General features: G+C 71.7%; 18 protein-coding genes. 15 read left to right on the forward strand and 3 right to left on the reverse strand.

Annotation, left to right across the window (positions count from 1 at the left end; translation table 11 throughout):
* The first annotated feature begins 27 nt into the window (after positions 1-27).
* Positions 28-1,470 (forward strand): DUF7779 domain-containing protein, encoded by a 1,443-nt coding sequence (locus tag B0I28_RS26815; protein WP_146147967.1) that lies wholly within the window; start codon positions 28-30, stop codon positions 1,468-1,470.
* Between the two features lie 6 nt (positions 1,471-1,476).
* Here B0I28_RS26815 and B0I28_RS04585 read toward each other — a convergent pair whose 3' ends face one another.
* Positions 1,477-1,995: a MarR family winged helix-turn-helix transcriptional regulator gene (locus B0I28_RS04585; RefSeq protein WP_219926565.1), complete on the reverse strand. Its 519-nt coding sequence runs from the start codon at positions 1,993-1,995 to the stop codon at positions 1,477-1,479.
* A gap of 138 nt (positions 1,996-2,133) precedes the next feature.
* On the opposite strand from B0I28_RS04585, the gene B0I28_RS04590 reads away from it, so the two are divergent.
* Entirely contained in the window at positions 2,134-3,060 is a 927-nt protein-coding gene (locus B0I28_RS04590) for an NADP-dependent oxidoreductase (RefSeq protein ID WP_106362656.1), read from the forward strand.
* A 163-nt stretch (positions 3,061-3,223) separates the two neighbouring features.
* Positions 3,224-4,066, forward strand: a complete 843-nt coding sequence (locus B0I28_RS04595) for an RNA polymerase sigma-70 factor (RefSeq protein ID WP_106362657.1) — start codon at positions 3,224-3,226, stop codon at positions 4,064-4,066.
* A gap of 289 nt (positions 4,067-4,355) precedes the next feature.
* Here the strand turns inward: B0I28_RS04595 and B0I28_RS04600 are convergent, their stop codons facing one another.
* Positions 4,356-5,090, reverse strand: coding sequence for an SDR family oxidoreductase (locus B0I28_RS04600; RefSeq protein ID WP_106362658.1), 735 nt, complete (start codon positions 5,088-5,090; stop codon positions 4,356-4,358).
* A 145-nt stretch (positions 5,091-5,235) separates the two neighbouring features.
* Between B0I28_RS04600 and B0I28_RS04605 the strand changes: the two genes are divergently transcribed.
* The 12 genes from B0I28_RS04605 to disA all read left to right on the forward strand — a co-directional run bounded on the left by B0I28_RS04605 (position 5,236) and on the right by disA (position 17,252).
* Positions 5,236-6,255, forward strand: a complete 1,020-nt coding sequence (locus B0I28_RS04605; RefSeq protein ID WP_106362659.1) for a glycoside hydrolase family 43 protein — start codon at positions 5,236-5,238, stop codon at positions 6,253-6,255.
* Positions 6,256-6,461: 206 nt separating this feature from the next.
* Positions 6,462-6,797 carry a WXG100 family type VII secretion target gene (locus tag B0I28_RS04610; RefSeq protein WP_106362660.1) on the forward strand — a complete coding sequence of 112 codons (336 nt, stop codon included), beginning with the start codon at positions 6,462-6,464 and terminating at the stop codon, positions 6,795-6,797.
* Positions 6,798-6,842: 45 nt separating this feature from the next.
* Positions 6,843-7,337, forward strand: coding sequence for a WXG100-like domain-containing protein (locus B0I28_RS04615; protein ID WP_106362661.1), 495 nt, complete (start codon positions 6,843-6,845; stop codon positions 7,335-7,337).
* A complete protein-coding gene (locus B0I28_RS04620; protein ID WP_106362662.1) occupies positions 7,330-8,070 on the forward strand; it encodes a YwqJ-related putative deaminase in 741 nt (246 codons plus the stop codon). The genes B0I28_RS04615 and B0I28_RS04620 overlap by 8 nt, the downstream gene beginning before the upstream one ends.
* Positions 8,071-8,085: 15 nt before the next feature.
* Positions 8,086-8,556, forward strand: coding sequence for a hypothetical protein (locus B0I28_RS04625; RefSeq protein ID WP_146147968.1), 471 nt, complete (start codon positions 8,086-8,088; stop codon positions 8,554-8,556).
* A gap of 224 nt (positions 8,557-8,780) precedes the next feature.
* Entirely contained in the window at positions 8,781-10,154 is a 1,374-nt protein-coding gene (locus B0I28_RS04630) for an ABC transporter substrate-binding protein (RefSeq protein ID WP_106362664.1), read from the forward strand.
* A 278-nt stretch (positions 10,155-10,432) separates the two neighbouring features.
* Complete coding sequence (locus B0I28_RS04635; RefSeq protein WP_106362665.1) at positions 10,433-11,341, forward strand: carbohydrate ABC transporter permease; 909 nt, start codon at positions 10,433-10,435, stop codon at positions 11,339-11,341.
* On the forward strand, positions 11,338-12,180 hold the full coding sequence (locus tag B0I28_RS04640) for a carbohydrate ABC transporter permease (RefSeq protein ID WP_106362666.1): 843 nt from the start codon (positions 11,338-11,340) through the stop codon (positions 12,178-12,180). Before B0I28_RS04635 ends, B0I28_RS04640 begins: the two co-directional genes overlap by 4 nt.
* 5 nt (positions 12,181-12,185) lie before the next feature.
* Positions 12,186-13,526 carry a Gfo/Idh/MocA family protein gene (locus B0I28_RS04645; RefSeq protein WP_106362667.1) on the forward strand — a complete coding sequence of 447 codons (1,341 nt, stop codon included), beginning with the start codon at positions 12,186-12,188 and terminating at the stop codon, positions 13,524-13,526.
* Positions 13,523-15,160, forward strand: a complete 1,638-nt coding sequence (locus tag B0I28_RS04650) for a glycoside hydrolase family 13 protein (RefSeq protein WP_245888878.1) — start codon at positions 13,523-13,525, stop codon at positions 15,158-15,160. The genes B0I28_RS04645 and B0I28_RS04650 overlap by 4 nt, the downstream gene beginning before the upstream one ends.
* A gap of 171 nt (positions 15,161-15,331) precedes the next feature.
* Positions 15,332-15,925, forward strand: coding sequence for a hypothetical protein (locus tag B0I28_RS04655; RefSeq protein WP_106362669.1), 594 nt, complete (start codon positions 15,332-15,334; stop codon positions 15,923-15,925).
* Between the two features lie 259 nt (positions 15,926-16,184).
* Positions 16,185-17,252, forward strand: a complete 1,068-nt coding sequence (gene disA / locus B0I28_RS04660; protein ID WP_245888879.1) for a DNA integrity scanning diadenylate cyclase DisA — start codon at positions 16,185-16,187, stop codon at positions 17,250-17,252.
* 6 nt (positions 17,253-17,258) lie between these two features.
* Here the strand turns inward: disA and B0I28_RS04665 are convergent, their stop codons facing one another.
* A complete protein-coding gene (locus B0I28_RS04665; RefSeq protein ID WP_146147969.1) occupies positions 17,259-17,927 on the reverse strand; it encodes a hypothetical protein in 669 nt (222 codons plus the stop codon).
* Positions 17,928-18,180: the final 253 nt, after the last annotated feature.

An 18,180-nucleotide genomic window follows, 5' to 3' on the forward strand; every position in this document is an offset into this window, starting at 1 on the left:
CGCGCCGGGACGGAGTACCCTGCCCTCATGCCCGAGCACGCCGCCCCCGAACCGGGTTTCACGGTCAACGACCCGCGGGTCCACAACCTCATCCAGGGGCAGGAGGTGCAGCTTCACATGCACCAGCCGGTCCAGGCGGCGGTGCACTCGTTCGCCGACGGGCCGCTCCTGGTGGGCCGCATCCCGAACGCCGCCCCCGCGCGGATCGCCCGGTACGGCCTGATCGCCGCGGAGGGCCCGACTGTTCTCACGGGCCTGACGGGCGCAGGCAAGACAGAGGTCGCGGCGGAGCACGCCCGGAGGCAGTGGAACGCAGGCGAACTCGACCTCCTCGTCTGGGCGGACGCGGCCACCCGCGAGGGCATCGCGGCGGCGTTCGCGGCAGCCGCGGCGGCGGTGCGCGGCGACGACCCGGCTGATGAGGAGGCCGCGGCCGTCCGCTTCCTCACCTGGCTCGACCGGCCCAACGCGCCGCGGTGGCTCGTCGTCCTCGACGGCGTGACCGATCCCGGCCATCTCGCGGGGCTATGGCCCCCTGAGACCTCCCGCGGACAGACGATCCTGACCACCCAGATTCGCAGCACTGCGATCGACGGACACCGCGTTCACCTCGGCCCCTTCACTTCCGATTGGTCCGCGACGTACCTGGAGTGGCGCCTCGGCGCCGGCTCGCGCGCCCTGGACGGCGCGGCCGAACTGGCCGCCGCGCTCGGGCACCTGCCGCGCGCGCTCGCTCTCGCCGCCGCGCACCTCCTCGACCGGCCCGGAACGACCTGCCGCGGCTACCTCGCGTCCCTCCCCGACGCCGGCGCGCCCGTCACGGCCGCGATCCATCCGGTGATCGCCGCGGCCGCCAGCGACGACCTGCCCAGGCTCGCGTCCTCGGTCCTGGAGCTGGCGTGCCGCCTCGACCCCGCGGGCATCCCCCTCGCGCTGTTCACCTCCGATCGCGCCCTCCGGACGTTCGCGGACGTCTCCAGCGGCCGCTCCGACACGCCGCCGACCCGCGCCGACGTCGAGGACGCGCTCGCGGCCCTGCACCGGCTGTCGCTCGTCGACATCGACGGCGACGCGGTCAGCGTCCACCCGCTCGTGCAGCGCGCGGCAGGGGAGATCCTGGAGGCGAGGGGCCGGGAAGCGACGATCCGCATCGCGGGGTACATCTTCCACGACATCTGGCCGGGGGAAGACGACCCGCGCATGCCGCTCTTCATCGCCAATGTCGAACGGATGCTTGCGAACACGGACGGATCGCTGTTCGCCGACGGGTTCGCGGCCAAGGTCCTGTTCGACGCGGTCCGGCACATCGGCACGACCCGGCCGATCGGCGACGCCGTCGCCTACGCCGAGCGGTTCGCGGCCGCGTGCGAGACCCATCTCGGCGCCGACCACGCCGACACGATGGACGCGCTGGCGTGGGTCGACCACTGGCGCGCGAGGACCGGAGAGACCTTCGCCGAGGACGAGTAGCGCCGTCTAGCGCTTCGAAGACGGCTTGCGGCGGGGCGCGGCCGACCGCGGGGGCTCCTCGCGGATGTGGTCGCGGACGCGGGCCATGGTGTCGCCGAGCCGGTCGAGGTCGTCGGCGGAGACCGCTTCGTACAACAGGCGCCGGGTGACCTCGATGTGCCCGGGGAGGACCTTCCCGACGGTCGCTCGGCCGCGGTCGGTGATGGCGACGAGGGTGGCGCGCTCGTCGTCGGGGCTGGGGCGGCGGGTGACGAGTCCGGCCTTCTCCAGCTGCGCGGCCTGGTAGGTGAGTCCGGAGCGGCTGTAGACGACGCCGTCGGCGATCTGGGTCATGGTGAGCTGCTCGACCCCGTTGAGGGCCATGAGGATCTGGAACTGGACCGTGCTGATGCCGCCTTCGGCGCGGAGCTGCTGCTCCACGTGGTGCTGGAGGAGGCTCACGGCCTCGGTCAGCGCGAAGTAGGCCTCCAGCTGCCGCGGCTCGGGCAGCCGGACGCCGCCGAGGTCGATGTCGGGACCGGTCACCCCCGAATCCTACCTGCTTCGAATTCAAAGCAATGTGCCGACCATCACGCACCCCGACCCTTGTGCTTCGAATTCAAAGCAGTCTAAGCTCGAACACAGATGCTTCGAACTCGAAGCACAATCTGAAGGAGTCGCAATATGAAAGCCATCCGCTACCACTCCTACGGTGACAGCCGCGTCCTCGCCCTCGAAGAGACCGACCGCCCCACCGCGGGCCCCGGCCAGGTCGTCGTCAAGGTCGCCGGCACCTCGTTCAACCTCCTCGACGCGGCCATCCGCGTCGGGATCATGCAGGAAGCCATGCCGATCGACTTCCCGCACACGCCCGGCGTCGACGTCTCCGGCACCATCGCCGAGACCGGCGAAGGCGTCACCGGCTGGAGCACCGGCGACCCCGTGATCGCCTTCCTCCCGCCCACCGCGCCCGGCGCCGCCGCCGAGTACGTCGCCGTCCCGGCCGACCTCCTCGCCGCCGCCCCCGCCACGGTCCCGCTCCCCGACGCCGCGGCCCTGCCCACGGTCGGCCTCACCGCCCGCCAGGCCCTCTTCGACCACCTCGACCTCAAACCCGGCCAGCGCCTCCTCATCAACGGCGCCGGAGGCGCCGTCGGCGGCTACGCGATCCAGCTCGCCAAGCGCGCGGGAGCACACGTCACCGCGACCGCCAGCCCGCGCAGCCTCGACCGCGTCAAGGCCGCGGGCGCCGACCGGATCGTCGACTACACGGCGGAACCGGTGGTGAAGACCCTCGCCGGTGAGCACTTCGACGCGGTCCTGCAACTGGTCCGCGACACCCCCGAGGAGACCGCGGCCCTCGCCGACCTCGCCGCCGACGGCGGCGCCTTCACCAGCACCACCATCCCGGGGCCGCAGACCGCCCGGATCAGGGTCGAGCACGTCTACGTGGCGAACGACCCCGCCCGCCTCGCCGACCTGGTCGCCCTCGTCGACGCGGGCGAACTCCGCATCGACGTCGCCGAGCGCCTCCCGCTCGCCGACCTCCCCTCCGTCCACGACCGCGCCGTCGAAGGGAGGCTCCTCGGCAAGACGGTCCTCACACCGTGACCGCCGACCCGCCCGGGTGCGCTTAGATTGCCGGGTGGCAACCGTTGAAGGACCGTCGGGTCAGGACGCACCGGCACCGGAACGACCGGCCCGGGACACCCCGGACCGGCCGGCACCGGAACCGTCACCGGTACCCGGTGACGACCCCGGGCTCGAAGCGGCCATGGCCGAATTCACCGCAGTGAGGCCGCGACTGTTCGGGATCGCCTACCGGATGCTCGGCAGCGCGAGCGAAGCCGAGGACCTCGTCCAGGAAGTGTGGCTGCGCTGGCAGGCGTACGACCGGGCGTCGGTGGCCGAACCCGGGGCGTTCCTGGCGACGATCGCGACCCGGCTGTCGATCAACGTGCTGCAGTCGGCGCGGGTGCGCCGCGAGACCTACATCGGTCCGTGGCTCCCCGAGCCGGTCGACACCGCGGCCGACCCGCACCTGGGCGCTGAGCGGGGCGAGGCCCTGGAGTACGCGACGCTGCTGCTGATGGAGCGGCTGTCGCCCAACGAACGGGCCGCGTACGTGCTCCGCGAGGCGTTCGACTACCCGTACGGTCAGATCGCGGAGGTCCTCGGCACGACCCCGGCGGCGGCTCGCCAGCTGGCGAGCCGGGCCCGGCGCCACATCGCCGACGGCCGGCGCTCCCGACCGGCACCGCACGGGCAGCGCGAGCTCCTGGAGGCGTTCATGACGGCGGCCCGCTCCGGCGACATGCAGGGCCTGGAACGGCTCTTCGCAGCCGACGTCGTGAACATCTCCGACGGCAACGGCGCCGTCAAGGTGGCCCGCAAACCGCTCGTCGGCGCCACCCGCGTGGCGAAGTTCCTCAACTCCATCACCTGGCTCTGGGACGACGTCACGATCGAATGGAAGGACCTCGGCGGCCGGACCTGGGCGGTCCTGCACCAGAACGGCGGCGTCTACGCGGCCCTCACCGTCGACGCGAACAGCACCGGCATCGACCAGGTCCTATGGCTGGTAGCCCCCGAAAAACTAGGCGCCTTCCAGCCCTGATGCGCGATCCGGCGGCGGATCGGCAGCAGGGCGATGCCCGTGGCCTTCGTGCGGGCCAGCGATGCCTCGATGATCCCGCGGGTCTCCGCGAGAGTCGGCCTCCCGTCGCCGCGCTCTGCATGCAGGTCGCGGAGCCAGGCCGCGTCGTTCTCGATCCACGGCCGCATGACCAGCCGGTCGGTCGCGAGATGGCATTCCATGGGCGCAAAGGCGGTCATGCCGCAACTATGCCCCTCCGCGCGCCGGGCCCCGGGCGGCGCAGCCGCCCGGAGCCCGGCGGCCCGGTGCACTAGCGCGCCAGCCACTCCCGGTACGTGGTGGTCGACAGGACGGCGTCGTCTCCGGCGATGAGGGCGTCGCCCTTCACCGCCGGGAACATGCCGGCCGTGTCGTCGACGAGCACGGTCCGCTTGTCGCCCTTCGCTTCGAGCGTGATCCGGCCGAGCTCGTCGAGCGTGAACACCTCGGGCCCGGCGACATTGCGCGTCCCGCCCAGCGGCGCCCCGGCCGCGACGTCCGCGACCGCCCGCGCGATGTCCGCCGAGGCGATCGGCTGCACGCGAGTCGCGGGCAGCCGCACCGTGTGCTCGTCCGAAGTCCACGAGAGGACCGCGTCCATGAACTCGAAGAACTGCGTCGACCGCACGATCGAGTAAGGCACCGGCCCGGCCTTCAGCACGTCCTCCTGGAGCGTCTTCGCCCGGTAGTAGTCCAGCTCCGGCACCTGGTCGACCCCGACGATCGACAGGATCACCGCGTGCCCGACCTCCGCGTCGCGCGCCCCGGCGAGCAGGTTGTCCATGCTCGTCTGGAAGAACGCGGGCGACTGCTCGTCGAACGTCGGCGAGTTCGTCAGGTTGACGACCGCCCCCGCCCCCGCGAGCGCCTCCGCGATCCCCGCGCCGCTGAGCAGGTCCACGCCCGTGGACGGCGAGTGCGGCACCGCCTCGTGCCCGCCCTCGTTCAGGATCCTGACGACCTGCGATCCGATGAGCCCGGTACCGCCGATGACAGCGATCTTCATTGCACACCTCCGGTTCCGCGGGACGGCCCCTGCCGCCCCGTCGACAGCTCAGACAAGACGCGCCCCGGATCTGTGACATCCTCCCGCGCCCGCCCGCCGAAAACGCCCGTTCCGGCCCCGCCCGCCGCTTGATAGCGTTTGCGCCATGAGCGAGCCGACCGCCTTCCCGCTGCGACTGCCGGACATGCCCCTGCACGACCCGTACGTCGTCGCCGACGCCGCGACCGGCCTGTACCACCTCTTCACCTCGAACCTCGACCTTTCAGGCACCCCCGGCACCGGCACCATGGCCTACCGCTCGCGCAACCTCCGCGACTGGGCCGAGCCCGTCCCGGTCTTCCTCGTCGCCGACGAGGAGCAGCCGTGGGCGCGCCACGGCGCCTGGGCCCCCGAGGTCCACCGCTGGAACGGCCGCTGGTACCTGTTCACCACGCTCCACAACGCCGACGCGCCCCTGCCGGTCCCGCAGCCCGGCGAGTACGGCACGCCGTTCCCCGTCGCGAACTACCGCCGCTCCACGATCGTCGCCGCCGCCGACGACCTCACCGGCCCCTACCGGATGCTGCGCCCCGGCGAGCCGATCCTCCCCGCCGAGCTCATGACCCTCGACGGGACGCTCTACACGGACGACGCCGGGAAGCCGTGGATGGTGTACGCCAACGAATGGCTCCAGCGCATCGACGGCACCATCGAGGCGTTCCCCCTCACCGACACCCTCGACGCGGTCGCGGGCGACCCCGTCGTCCTCTTCCGCGGCTCCGACGCCTCCTGGCTCACCCGCGAACTCCCCGCCGGAGTCCCCCACCAGATCGCGCCCTACGTCACCGACGGCCCGCAGCTCTACCGCGCCCCCGGCGGCGCCCTCGTCTGCCTGTGGTCCACGTACGAGAAGAACCGCCTCACCGCGGGCGGCATCGACGGCGACTACGTCCAGACCTGGGCCGTCTCCCCTTCCGGCCGCCTCGAAGGCCCTTGGGAGCAGCGCGAACCGCTCGTGCGCGCCGACTCCGGCCACGGCATGCTCTTCACCGCCTTCGACGGCACCCTCATGCTCATCCTCCACCGCCCCTTCACCAACGCCCGCGGCAAGCTCTACGAGATGGCATGGGACGGCGACGAACTCAAGATCGTCCGCCACCGCACCGACCTCGACGGCGACCGGTAGCCGACATCGGCCGCGCGCAGACTACCTGCGCGCGTGGACGATCGGTGTACCCTGCGTACATCGGTCCTTCCCGTGCAGCGCCGCACCGAAGCGCCCGTTTCCGACCCCGACGACACCAGTCCTGTCTGGATGAGGAAGGTCTGCATGCTCGGAGAAGACCAGATCGCGGAGTTGTCGGCCGCGCCGAACGAACCCCGCGGGAGTCGATGACCATGCCCGGATTCAACGTCGATCCCGAATCGATGCGGCGCTCCGCCGACGAACTCGACGCGGCCACCACCGAAGTGCAGTCACTGCTGGACGAGTTCACGGCGGCCGTCGAGCAGTTCGCCGACGCTTTCGGGGGCGACATGATCGGCTCGCTCGCGGGGGTCGGGCACCAGATCTGCGTGGACGCGCTCACCGAGACCCTGACCCTCGACGTCGAGGAGCTGACCGGCCTGGCCGCGGCCGTCCGCGAGATGGCCGACGACCACGAGACGGTCGACGGCGAGATCGCCGCCTCCTTCACCACCCTCGGCAAGGACCTCGGCCCCGCCTGACCGCCCGTCCGGCTCCACTATCGACTCGACGAGGAGAACACCCCCATGGGCATGCAACTACCCTCGGAACTCATCACTCTGCTGGGCATGCTCGGCTTCGAGTGGCCCGAGTCCGACGAGGAGAAGATCTTCAACCTCGCCGGTGAATGGACCGGCCTGGCGGACCGGATCGACGGCCGGGTCGAAGCACTCAACGCGGCCGCGAGGACCCTGCTGGACAACAACTCCGGCCGCCAGATCGACTCGTTCAGGGACGAGTGGGAAGGCTCCGATTCCGCGGTCGCGAGCATCAGCGACGCCGTGGACCCGAACAACAAGGTCAACATCTCGCTGACCATCGTGGCCGGCCTGGTGCTGGCATTGAAGATCCAGGTGATCATCCAACTGGCGATCCTGGCCGTCCAGATCGCCTGGGCCCTCGCGACCGCCGCGGTGACCTTCGGCGCCTCCCTCGTGCAGATCCCCATCTTCAAGAAGATCACCGGGATGATCATCGACCAGCTGATGGACATGGCGATCGGGAGACTGCTCAATGGTTGACAAGGGCAAGGGACCATCCGTCAGCGCCGATGGCAACGCCGCCAAGATATTCAAGGAAGTCGCTCAGGAGTTCAAGCCGGCCAGGAGGCGGAACCGACGCCGCGGCAAAGGCGGAGGCGGGGGCGACCAGCCCAATCCCGACACCACCCCCACGCCCGGCCCCTCCAACGAGTTCAAGCCGAAGGCCCCGGAACACCTGGAGCCGAGCGATGACAAGGTGGCGGACCGGCAGAGACTGCGGCAGGCCCTCCACGACAAGATCGACGACGTGCGGAACCCGAACAACCCCAACCAGTACCCCAAGGGCGGCGAGCCGTGCGTGAGCGCCGTGTGGGACCGCAAGTCCGGTCGGGTCTACTACGACCACAACGTCAAGGAACAACCCAACCGGGACGACTTCGATCCGATCCTCCAGGAGCGGATGGACAGGTTCGGGAGGGGCGAATGGGACGAGCGGGGGCTCAAGCCCGGCATGATCACGAACTACGGCGTCCCCGGTCAGCACTCCGAGTCCCGAGCGACCAACAACGCGCTCAAGGACGCCCGCGCAGAAGGGCGCGACCCGAGCATGGACGACTTCTGGGTCGAGAACGCCAACGCCAAGACCAAGAAGCCGATGAAGTGCTGCATTCAGTGCACGCAGATGGTCGACGGCGTCGACGGCAGTTCGAGCGGCTGGAACATTCATGGCGGCAAGCGCAGCGAAGACAAAGGCTGGGATGGAAACTTCTAACGGTAAGGTGGCCGCGTGAAACCAAATTACGATCCCGTCGCCTTGACGGTGCCCGATGACGAAGTCGAGATCGACGACGAACTGGTGTACCGGCGCGGCTCCGAGCGGTTCACGGGATTCACCGGCCGGACGAGGTACGGCGGCAACTACGAGTTCCAGAGCTTCAAGGACGGCTTGCTCGACGGACCCAGCGGGGAGATCACACCTGAGGGCGATCTGGTCGTCGAGGAGTGGTACCGGGGGAACTTCCTGTACGGGATCACCAGGAAGTTCCGGCAGGACGGGACACTGGCCACGGCGATCGGGTACGAGTACGGATTCGTCGTCTGGACGGTGAAGTTCGACTTCGACGGGAGTTCCGTCACGTCGACCGAGCTCGCGGAGTTCGATGAGACGCAGATGAAGACCCTCGGCATGTTCCGCCGCGAGCTGCCGATGCCCCCGGTGCCCGGCCCCGAGTACGCGGGCGACCTCCAGAAGCACTGATCCCCGAAACGACCGCCAGGGCGGTGGTGTCACCGCCACCGCCACCGCCACCGCCCCAAGCGTTACATGAGACTCCGACGAAAACGTTCTTCAACACGCCGTGTCGCGCATTCCTTTGCGATGACACCGGGTTGGCACGCACGCAGGGGTACCGTTCGACCACACCCGGCCGCTATAGTGCGGATTGGATGCTGTTAGCGCCGATTCGCCCCTTAGGAGCGGCTATGAGGACAATGACGACCTGCATGGCGGCGGCGGTGCTGCTGCTCGCCGGATCCGCTTGCAGCCCGGAGGAGTCTGAGGAGGGCGACGGGTCGATCACCTTCTGGACGCCGTACACGACGCCGGAGCGGATCGCCGCGCAGCAGCCCGTGATCGACGCGTTCACAGAGGAGACCGGGATCGACGTCGAGATGGTCCCGTTGGAGCCCGACCAGATGGGGCAGACGCTCGTCACCGGCGCGGCCTCGGGCGAAGTACCGGACGTGATCGCGCACAACCCGTCGAGCACGGCCGCGTGGGCCGCGCAGGGCCTGCTCGACGACGAGGCGCCGCAGGAGGTCGTGGACGAACTCGGCGCCGACACGTTCTCGCAGGCCGCGCTCGACATGGTGACCGTCGGCGGGGCGCTGAACGCGGTGCCGTCGGACGGGTGGGGGCACATGATCGCGTTCCGCACCGACCTGTTCGCCGACGCCGGGCTGGAGCCGCCCGAGTCGGTCGCCGACCTCGTGGCCGCCGCGGAGGCGCTCCAGTCGGACGGCTTGGCGGGCATCGCGATCGGCACCACCCCGGGCGACGTGTACACGCAGGAGGGCATCGAGTCGATGCTCCTGCCGTTCGGGTGCCGGCTCGCGGAGGACGGTGAGGTCGCGATCGACTCGCCCGAGTGCGTCGAGGGCCTCGCGAACTACCAGCGGCTCGCGGCGGCGGCCGGGCCCGCGCAGATGGACGTGGAGGCCGCGCGGGCGGCGTACCTGTCGGGGTCTGCGGCGATGGTGCTGTTCTCCTCGCACTTCGTGGACGAGGCGGCCGGGCTCGACGTCGACAACCCGGTGACGTGCGCCGAGTGCGCGGAGGACCCGCGGTTCCTCGCCGAGCACACCGCGTACCTGACTACGTTCACCGGCAACGGGTCCGAGACCCCGGCCGTGTACGGGCAGACCACGAACTACGGGATTCCGGCGGGCGCGAACACCGCCGACGCGAAGGCGTTCATCGAGTACATGCTCACCGACGGGTACGTGGAGAACCTCGCCTCGGCCACGGAGGGCCGCATCCCGGTGCGCCCCGGCCCCGAGGCCGGGTCCACGGAGTACCTGGACGCGTGGGCGGAGCTGCCGTTCGGGAACGACCAGACGCAGGAGGTGTCGATCGCGCAGGTCTACGGGCCCGAGCTGGTCGACCGGATGGCCGCGGGCGCCGAGGAGTTCACCCGCTGGGGCTGGGGCACCGACGACGCCGAGCTGGCCGGGATCGTGTTCTCCCAGACGATCCTCGCCACCGAGGCCGAAGCCCTCTTCGAAGGCGGCGACCCCGCCGAGGTCGCCGCCGCGATGGCGGCCGCGGTCGAGGCGGCGCAGCAGGACCTGGGCTGATGGCATCGCCCGACCCGACTGGCGACCCGCCGCGTTCGAACACCGGCTCCGATCCGGTGTCGGACCCCGGTGTCACCGTTGAAACCGGGGGGCCTTCCCCAGCGCCGGGCCGGGCCGCGAGCGCGCCCGAAAACCACTCGCCGCCAAGCCCGCGTTCGAACACCGGCGCCCGAGCAGTGTCAGACCCCCGTGGCACGCTTGCGACCGGGGGCCCAACCCCGAGGCATCCAAAGGCCCCTGGTGTGCCCGGGCACCGTGGGCCCCGCAGGCCGCTCACGATGTCCCGCCGCGAGGACCGCGACGGGCGGCTCCTCGTCGCTCCCACGATGCTCGTGGTGCTCGCGTTCGCGGTGCTGCCGTTCCTCGCGGTCGTGCTGTTCGCGTTCCTCGACGTCCGCCTGGTCGACATCCCGCGCCTGTACCTCGACGAGCTCGACTTCACCGGCGAGAACCTCGCGGGCGTCTGGGCCTCGCCGCGGTTCTGGTCCGCCGCAACTACAACGGTGGTGTACGCCGCCGCGTCGTCGGCCGGGGCGATCGTCGCCGGCCTCGTCGTCGCGCTCGCGCTGCGCCGCCCCTTCCGGGGCCGCGGGCTGATCCGCGCGCTCGTGCTCGTCCCCTACATCCTGCCCGTGGTCGCGGCGACCACGATCTGGAAGACGCTCCTCAACCCCGGGTACGGCCTGGTCAACGCCGTCGGCACCGAATGGCTCGGCTGGGCCGGGCCGGTCGCGTTCCTCACCACGACCAGCCGCGACGTCGGCCCGTTCACCGTGCCCGTCGCCCTGTGCACCGTGATCGCGTTCGAGGTGTGGAAGACCGCGCCGCTCGCGTTCCTGTTCATCACCGCGCGCCTCCAGGTGATCCCCGGCGACATCGAGGAGGCCGCGCAGATCGACGGCGCCGGGAAGACCCGGATCTTCCGCCACCTGCTCCTCCCCGAGCTCGCCGGGGTCATGGCGCTCCTGGCGGTCCTGCGGTTCCTGTGGTCGTTCCAGAACTTCAACGACATCTACCTGCTCACCGGCGGCGCCGGAGGCACCGAGGTCCTCGCCGTGCGCGTCTACACCGAGCTCGTGGTGCGCGCGAACATCGGCACGGCTTCGGCGACGGGCCTGCTCATGACCGGGATGCTTCTGGTCGTCGTGGCCGTGTACGCGTGGATGCTGAAGCGGGGGAAGGCATGAGGAGCGCAGAGGACCGCGTGCTCGGCGTGCTGCGCTGGGCCGTCATCGCCGTGGCGGTGGTCATGACGGCGGGACCGCTGCTGTACGGCATGCTCCTGTCGGTGCGGCCGTACCAGTCCGTGGTGTCCGAGCCGCTCGACCTGCTCCCCGCGCCGAGCGAGTTCACTGTGGACTCGTATCCGACGGCGATGGGCGAGTTCGGGCTCGGCGGGAACATGTGGAACTCGCTCCAGGTCGCGCTCGTCACGGCGGGCCTGGCGATCGTCCTGAGCATCCTCGGCGCGTACGCGGCGGTGCGGCTGCGGTTCTTCGGGCGCGACACGGTGAACGTCGTGTTCCTGGGCGTGTACCTGCTCCCGGGGATCGTGCTCGCCGTGCCGCTGTTCGTGCTGCTCAGCCGGATCGGGCTCACCGGGAGCCTGGTCGGCCTCGTGTTCGTGTACACGGCGCAGACGGTCCCGGTGGCGCTGTACATGCTCCGCACCTACCTCGCCGCCGTGCCGTCCTCAGTGGAGGAAGCTGCGATGATCGACGGGTGCGGGCGGATCGGGGTGATCCGGCGGGTGGTCCTGCCGATGGCGCTCCCGGGCGTCGCGGCGACCGCCCTGTACGTGTTCATGATCGCCTGGAACGAGTACCTGTTCGCGCTGCTGTTCCTCGTCGCCGACCGGGACCGGTGGACGGTGTCGCTCGGCATCGCGCAGCTCACCGAGTTCTCGGTGTCCACGACGGTGCTCATGGCGGGCTCGATCGCGATCACCGTCCCGGTGGTCGCCGGTTTCTTCCTGGCGCAGCGGCTCCTGGTGACGGGGCTGACGTCGGGGGCGGAGAAGGGGTGAGGGGCATGGCGGTCCGGTTGGGGATCATGGGGGCCGGGGCGAGGGGCTCGGACACATACGGGCGGTGGGCGATCGAGCGGCCCGGCCGGGCGCGGGTGGCGGCCGTCGCCGACCCGGACGCGCACCGGCGGGACCGGTTCGGGGACGCCGCGGGCGTCGACCCCGCGCGGCGGTACGCGGACTGGCGCGGCCTCGTCGCCGACGCCGACGCGAACGGCCTGGACGCGATCGTGATCGCCCTCCCCGACCGGCTCCACGTCGAGGCCGCCCTCGCGGCGGCGGGCACGGGGCTGCCGATCCTGCTGGAGAAGCCCGCCGCGACCACCGAGGACGACCTCGACCGGCTCGCGGCGGCGGCTCGGGAGCGCAAGGCGCGCATATGGATCGGGCACGTCATGCGCTACCAGCCGTTCTGGCGGACGATCCGCCGCGTCGTCGACTCCGGCGCCGTCGGCCGCCTCGTGACCATCCGCATCGAGGAGAACATCGGGTTCTGGCACTACGCGCACTCGTACGTGCGCGGGAACTGGCGGAACCTCGCCACGTCGAGCCCGATGGTCCTCGCGAAGACCTGCCACGACCTCGACATCATCCGCTGGTTCGCGGGCGAAGCGCCGTCCGCTGTGTCCTCGATCGGGTCGCTCTCGTACTTCAAGGCCGAGAACGCCCCCGAAGGCGCGCCCGGGCACTGCCTCGACGGGTGCCCGGTGGCCGATTCCTGCCCGTTCTACGCCCCCAGGTACTACGCGGAGGCCCTCGCCGACCGGGACGGCTGGCCCGTGGCGCTCCTCGGCGACGACCTGTCCCCGGAGGGCCGCCTCGCCGCCCTGCGCGACGGGCCGTACGGGCGCTGCGTCTTCCACTGCGACAACGACGTCGTCGACCACCAGCAGACCGTCGCCGAGTTCCCCGGCGGCCTCACCGCCGTCCTGTCGACCTCGGCGTTCACCGGCCAGAACACCCGGACCGCGCGCCTCACCGGGACCGCGGGCGAGATCGCCGGGAACCTGCGCACCGGGTCCCTCGAAGTCGACCTGTTCTCCCCGGCCGCCGCACTCCCCGACCTGCCGGAGGCCCGGCAGGTGCAGGCGTTCACGCGGGAGCCCATGGGGCACAGGGTGTTCGAGCTGCACGCCGGGCCCGTGACCGCCACGGGGGAACCGGACCACCGCGGGCACTCCGGGGGCGACGAGGCGCTCATCGACGCGTTCATCTCCTCCCTTGAGGACGGCGACGGCGGCGACGCCGCACCCGACCTGGAGGCGTCGATCGACAGCCACCGCATGGCGTTCGCCGCCGAGCGCTCCCGGCACGGCGCGGCCGTCGTCCACTGGGGTCGGTCGTGACCTGGTGGCGGGGCGCGGCCGTCTACCAGGTGTACCCGCGCAGCTTCGCCGACGCGGACGGCGACGGCGTCGGGGACCTCGCCGGGATCGAGTCGCGCCTGCCGTACCTGCGCGACCTCGGCGTCGACGCGGTGTGGATCAGCCCCTGGTACGCCTCGCCCATGGCCGACGGCGGCTACGACGTCGCCGACTACCGGGCGATCGACCCGCGCTTCGGGACCCTCTGGGACGCCGAGCGGCTCATCGCCGCCGCGCACGCCCACGGCCTCAAGGTCATCATCGACATCGTCCCCAACCACACCTCCGACCGGCACCCGTGGTTCCAGGCGGCCCTCGCCGCCGCCCCGAGCTCGCCCGAGCGGGCCCGCTACCACTTCCGCGACGCCCCGAACAACTGGCGGTCCCGCTTCGGCGGCCCCGCCTGGACCCGCGTCGACGACGGCCAGTACTACCTGCACCTGTTCGACACCGCGCAGCCGGACCTCAACTGGGACAACGCGGACGTGCGCGCGGAGTTCCTCTCGATCCTGCGGTTCTGGCTCGACCGCGGCGTCGACGGCTTCCGCATCGACGTCGCCGACCGCCTCGCCAAGCAGGCGGGCCTGCCCGACCGCGTCGCCCCGACCCGCGCCGCGCCCGACGCCGTCGCCTCTGAGCCCGGTGCCGCCGAGGCGAGCGTCCCCACCTTCGCGGGCGAAGGGCCGCAACCGGACAAGGACCAGCCCGAAGTCCACGGGATCTACCGCGAATGGCGGCGCGTCCTCGACGAGTACCCCGACCGGGCGTTCGTCGGCGAGATCTGGGTCCCCGACCCCGAGCGGTTCGCCATGTACCTGCGGCCCGACGAGCTCCACACCGCGTTCAACTTCGCGTTCCTCAAGTGCGCGTGGGAGGCTAGGGCACTCCGCGGCGTCATCGACCGCACCCTCGCCGCGCACGCGCCCGTCGGCGCCGCCCCGACCTGGGTGCTCTCCAACCACGACGTCACCCGCCACGCCACCAGGTACGGCCGCGCGGACACCCGCTTCACGAAGCGCGTGCACGACGTCCCGAGCGACCCGCAGCTGGGGCTGCGGCGGGCCCGCGCCGCGGCGCTGCTGTCGATGGCCCTGCCCGGCAGCGTGTACGTCTACCAGGGCGACGAACTCGGCCTCCCCGAAGTGTTCGACCTGCCCGACGAGTCCCGGGAGGACCCCGTGTTCCGGCGCACCGGCGGCGCGGACCTCGGCCGCGACGGCTGCCGCGTGCCCCTCCCCTGGGGCGGCGACGCCCCGCCGTTCGAGTTCGGCGACGGCGGCGCCTGGCTCCCCCAGCCCCCGGAATGGCGCGACCGCACCGCCGCCCGCCAGCTCGCCGACCCCGCCTCCATGCTCTCCCTCTACCGCCTCGCCCTGCGCCTGCGCCGCGACGACCCCGCCCTCGGCGACGGCCCCATGCAGTGGCTCGACGCCCCCGACGGCGTCCTCGCCTTCACCCGCGGCCCCCGCTTCACCTGCACCGTCAACCTCACCGACCGCCCGATCCCGCTCCCCGCAGGCAAACCCCTCATCGCCAGCGCCCCGCTCGAACCCGCCCCGGACAGCGGCGGCGCCCCCGCCCTCCCGCCCGACGCGGCGGCCTGGCTCCGCACCTGACCCGCCTCGCCCTGTCGTACCCGCCGGGCACCATAGGCACCGGGGGCCCAGCGGGTCCGTCCGCATCCGCGTGCCCGCGAACCGCTTCGCCCGTTCGGCCGTGGCGCGGTTCGACGGGTCTGGTTAGAGTTGCGGCGGACCGGAGTGGCGCAGGCGGGTCGGAGGTGAGGCGTGGGCAGGAGCTCGGAATGGGTCGTCGTCGAGCGCAGCTCACCCACCCGCCGGATCTCGTCGCTGGCGCTGTACGCCGCCGCGTGCGCGGCGGGCATCGGCGCGCTCGTCGGGCTGGTGCGCACCGAGCCGTCGATCCTCGACTCCGGGGAGCCGAACCCCGTCGCGGCCCTGCCGGGGTTCTTCACCGTGATGGCGCTCCTCGGCGCCGCGTGCTTCCTCGTGCCGCTCGTGCGGCCCCCGAAGCTCATGGTCAACCACTTCGGGCTGCGGGTCCGCCCGAGCTTCGGGAAGGCGCTGCTCATCCCCTGGAGCAACGTCGAGGAGCTGGCCGCGATCCACGTCGGGTCGAAGCGGCGCGGCACCTCGTACCTCCTGTTCGCCGCCGACGTGTACCTGGGGCGCGGCGGCTCGGACCGGCCCGGGTTCCTCGGCCGGTCGGTGCTGCGGGAGGCGAACCGGGCAACTGAAGGCCTCGTCGCCGGGTTCGACCTGGCCGTGCGGTGCAAGGACTTCGCGACCGAGCCGCAGCAGCTGCTCGCACGGCTCGCATCGTTCGCGCCCGGGCACGTGCAGGTCGTCGACCGCCTCTGAGACACGCCGCCCCCGGGCCCGCGCGGGGTGTTCGCCGCCGGCGAAACCCCGTCGGCGCCACCGGAACCGGCCGGGAGTGGCCCGTTCCACCAGCCGTGATGCGAGGCTTGCCCCAAATGCCGGTCCCTGCCTCGCGCGGCCGATCCGTACACTGGAGGCGACCCGACCGCTCCGGCCACCCGAGCAGGCCGTGAACCGGCTCGGCCGCGCGGTCGCCTCACCCGACCGGCGTGCCGGTCCGTCAGCATCGGAGGTACCCGTGGCGTCGATCCCGGACGAGGGCCTGCGCGCGACCCTGGCCACCATGGCGCCCGGCACCGCGCTGCGCGACGGCCTCGAACGCATCCTCCGCGGCCGCACCGGCGCGCTCATCGTCGTCGGCTGCGACGGCGTCGTCGAGCGGATCTGCACCGGCGGCTTCGAGATCGACATCGAGTTCTCCGCGACCCGACTGCGCGAGCTGTGCAAGATGGACGGCGCGGTGGTCCTCACCACCGACGGGTCCCGGATCGTGCGCGCGGGCGTCCACCTCATGCCCGACCCGTCCATACACTCCAACGAGTCGGGGACGCGGCACCGCACCGCCGAGCGCGTCGCCATCCAGACCGGGTTCCCGGTGATCTCCGTCAGCCAGTCGATGCACACGATCGGCCTGTACATGGGCGACATCCACCACTTGGTGGAGCCGTCGACGCAGATCCTCTCCCGCGCCAACCAGGCGCTCGCCACCCTGGAGCGGTACAAGCAGCGCCTCGACGAGGTCGCCGCGAGCCTCTCCAGCCTGGAGATCGAGGACCTCGTGACGGTGCGCGACGCCGTCACCGTCCTCCAGCGCCTGGAGATGGCGCGCCACATCGCCGATGAGGTCGAGGGCCACGTGATCGAGCTGGGCACGGACGGGCGGCTGCTCGCCCTCCAGCTCGACGAGCTCATGGCCGGGGTGGACGCCGACAGGGAGCTGGTCGTGCGCGACTACCTGCCCGACGACGTCGACTACCGCAAGGCCCTGCACGCGGTCGACCAGATGAGCTCCCCGGAGCTGCTCGACCTCATCGCGGTCGCGCGGTCGCTGGGCTACCCGAACTCGCCCGACGTGCTCGACCGGCGGGTGTCGCCGCGCGGGTACCGGATGCTCGCGAAGGTGCCGCGGCTGCCGGAGGCGGTCATCGAGCGGGTCGTGGACCGGTTCGGGGCGCTCCCGGAGCTGCTCGGGGTCACGGTGGAGGAGCTTCAGGACGTCGACGGGGTCGGTCCCGGTCGGGCGCAGTCCATCCGCGAGTCGCTGACGCGGCTCGCGGAGGTGTCGATCCTCGACCGGTACCTGTAGTCGACCCTAGGTGAGGCGGAGCTTCGCGGGGGACGAGGCGGCGTCGCCGAGGACGGCGCGCAGCTCGTAGTCGCCCGCGGGGAGCTCCCGGCGGGCGCCGCGGCAGCCCTCTTCGGAGGCGAGGCCGTCGACGGTGAACTCGACGGTCTGGCCCGCGCCGTCGCTCAGCTCGACCTCTTCGCCTTTGGGTGTCTCGCAGTGGGCGGTCGAGTAGACGACGTCGGACTCGGCGGCGAGCTCCACGGCGACCTCGCGGAGGTCGACGGTGCAGGGCGTGTCGGCGCCGGAGGCGACGAGGACGCTCACGGGCACCTCGGCGCCGGACCGGACCTCGTCGAACGCGGCGACGACCTGGAGCATGAGGTCCTCGGCGGTGCACGCCTCGACAGGAGGCACGGACGGGGACGGCGACGCGCTCGGCGAGGGGGCCTCGGACGACGGCTCGGGGATGTAGGGCCGCTGGGCGCTCCCGGAGGGCTGCGGGGCGGTCCACTCCTGCTGGGCCGCATCGGCTTCGCCGCTCGCGTCGGGCTCACCGCCGCCGCCGAGCGCGCTCAGGCCCACGATGGCGAGGACGACGAGGACGAGCACGACCCCGGCCACGATCCCCCGCCGTTTCCAGTAGACCGACTCCGGCTCCGAGCCCTTCACGAACCTGCCTTTGAATCCCTGCACGCGGGGACGCTAACGCAGCCCGGCCCCACGAGAGCGGAATTACACGCGCCCCGGCCGCCGCGGTCCGGCGATTGTCGGACCCCCATGTCAGGGTTTTGAACCGGGGGCCCGCAAGACCGCCTCCTTAGGCTCCGCCCCTGCCCGGAAACTCCCGGCCGCACCCGGATGTCGGACCTTCGTGTCAGGGTGTTGAACCGGGGGCCCGCGATCCGCCGGTGCCCGGCTCTGCGGGTGCCCGCCGGGCGGCGCCGCG

The organism is Glycomyces artemisiae, from assembly GCF_003002955.1.
Taxonomy (GTDB): domain Bacteria; phylum Actinomycetota; class Actinomycetes; order Mycobacteriales; family Micromonosporaceae; genus Glycomyces; species Glycomyces artemisiae.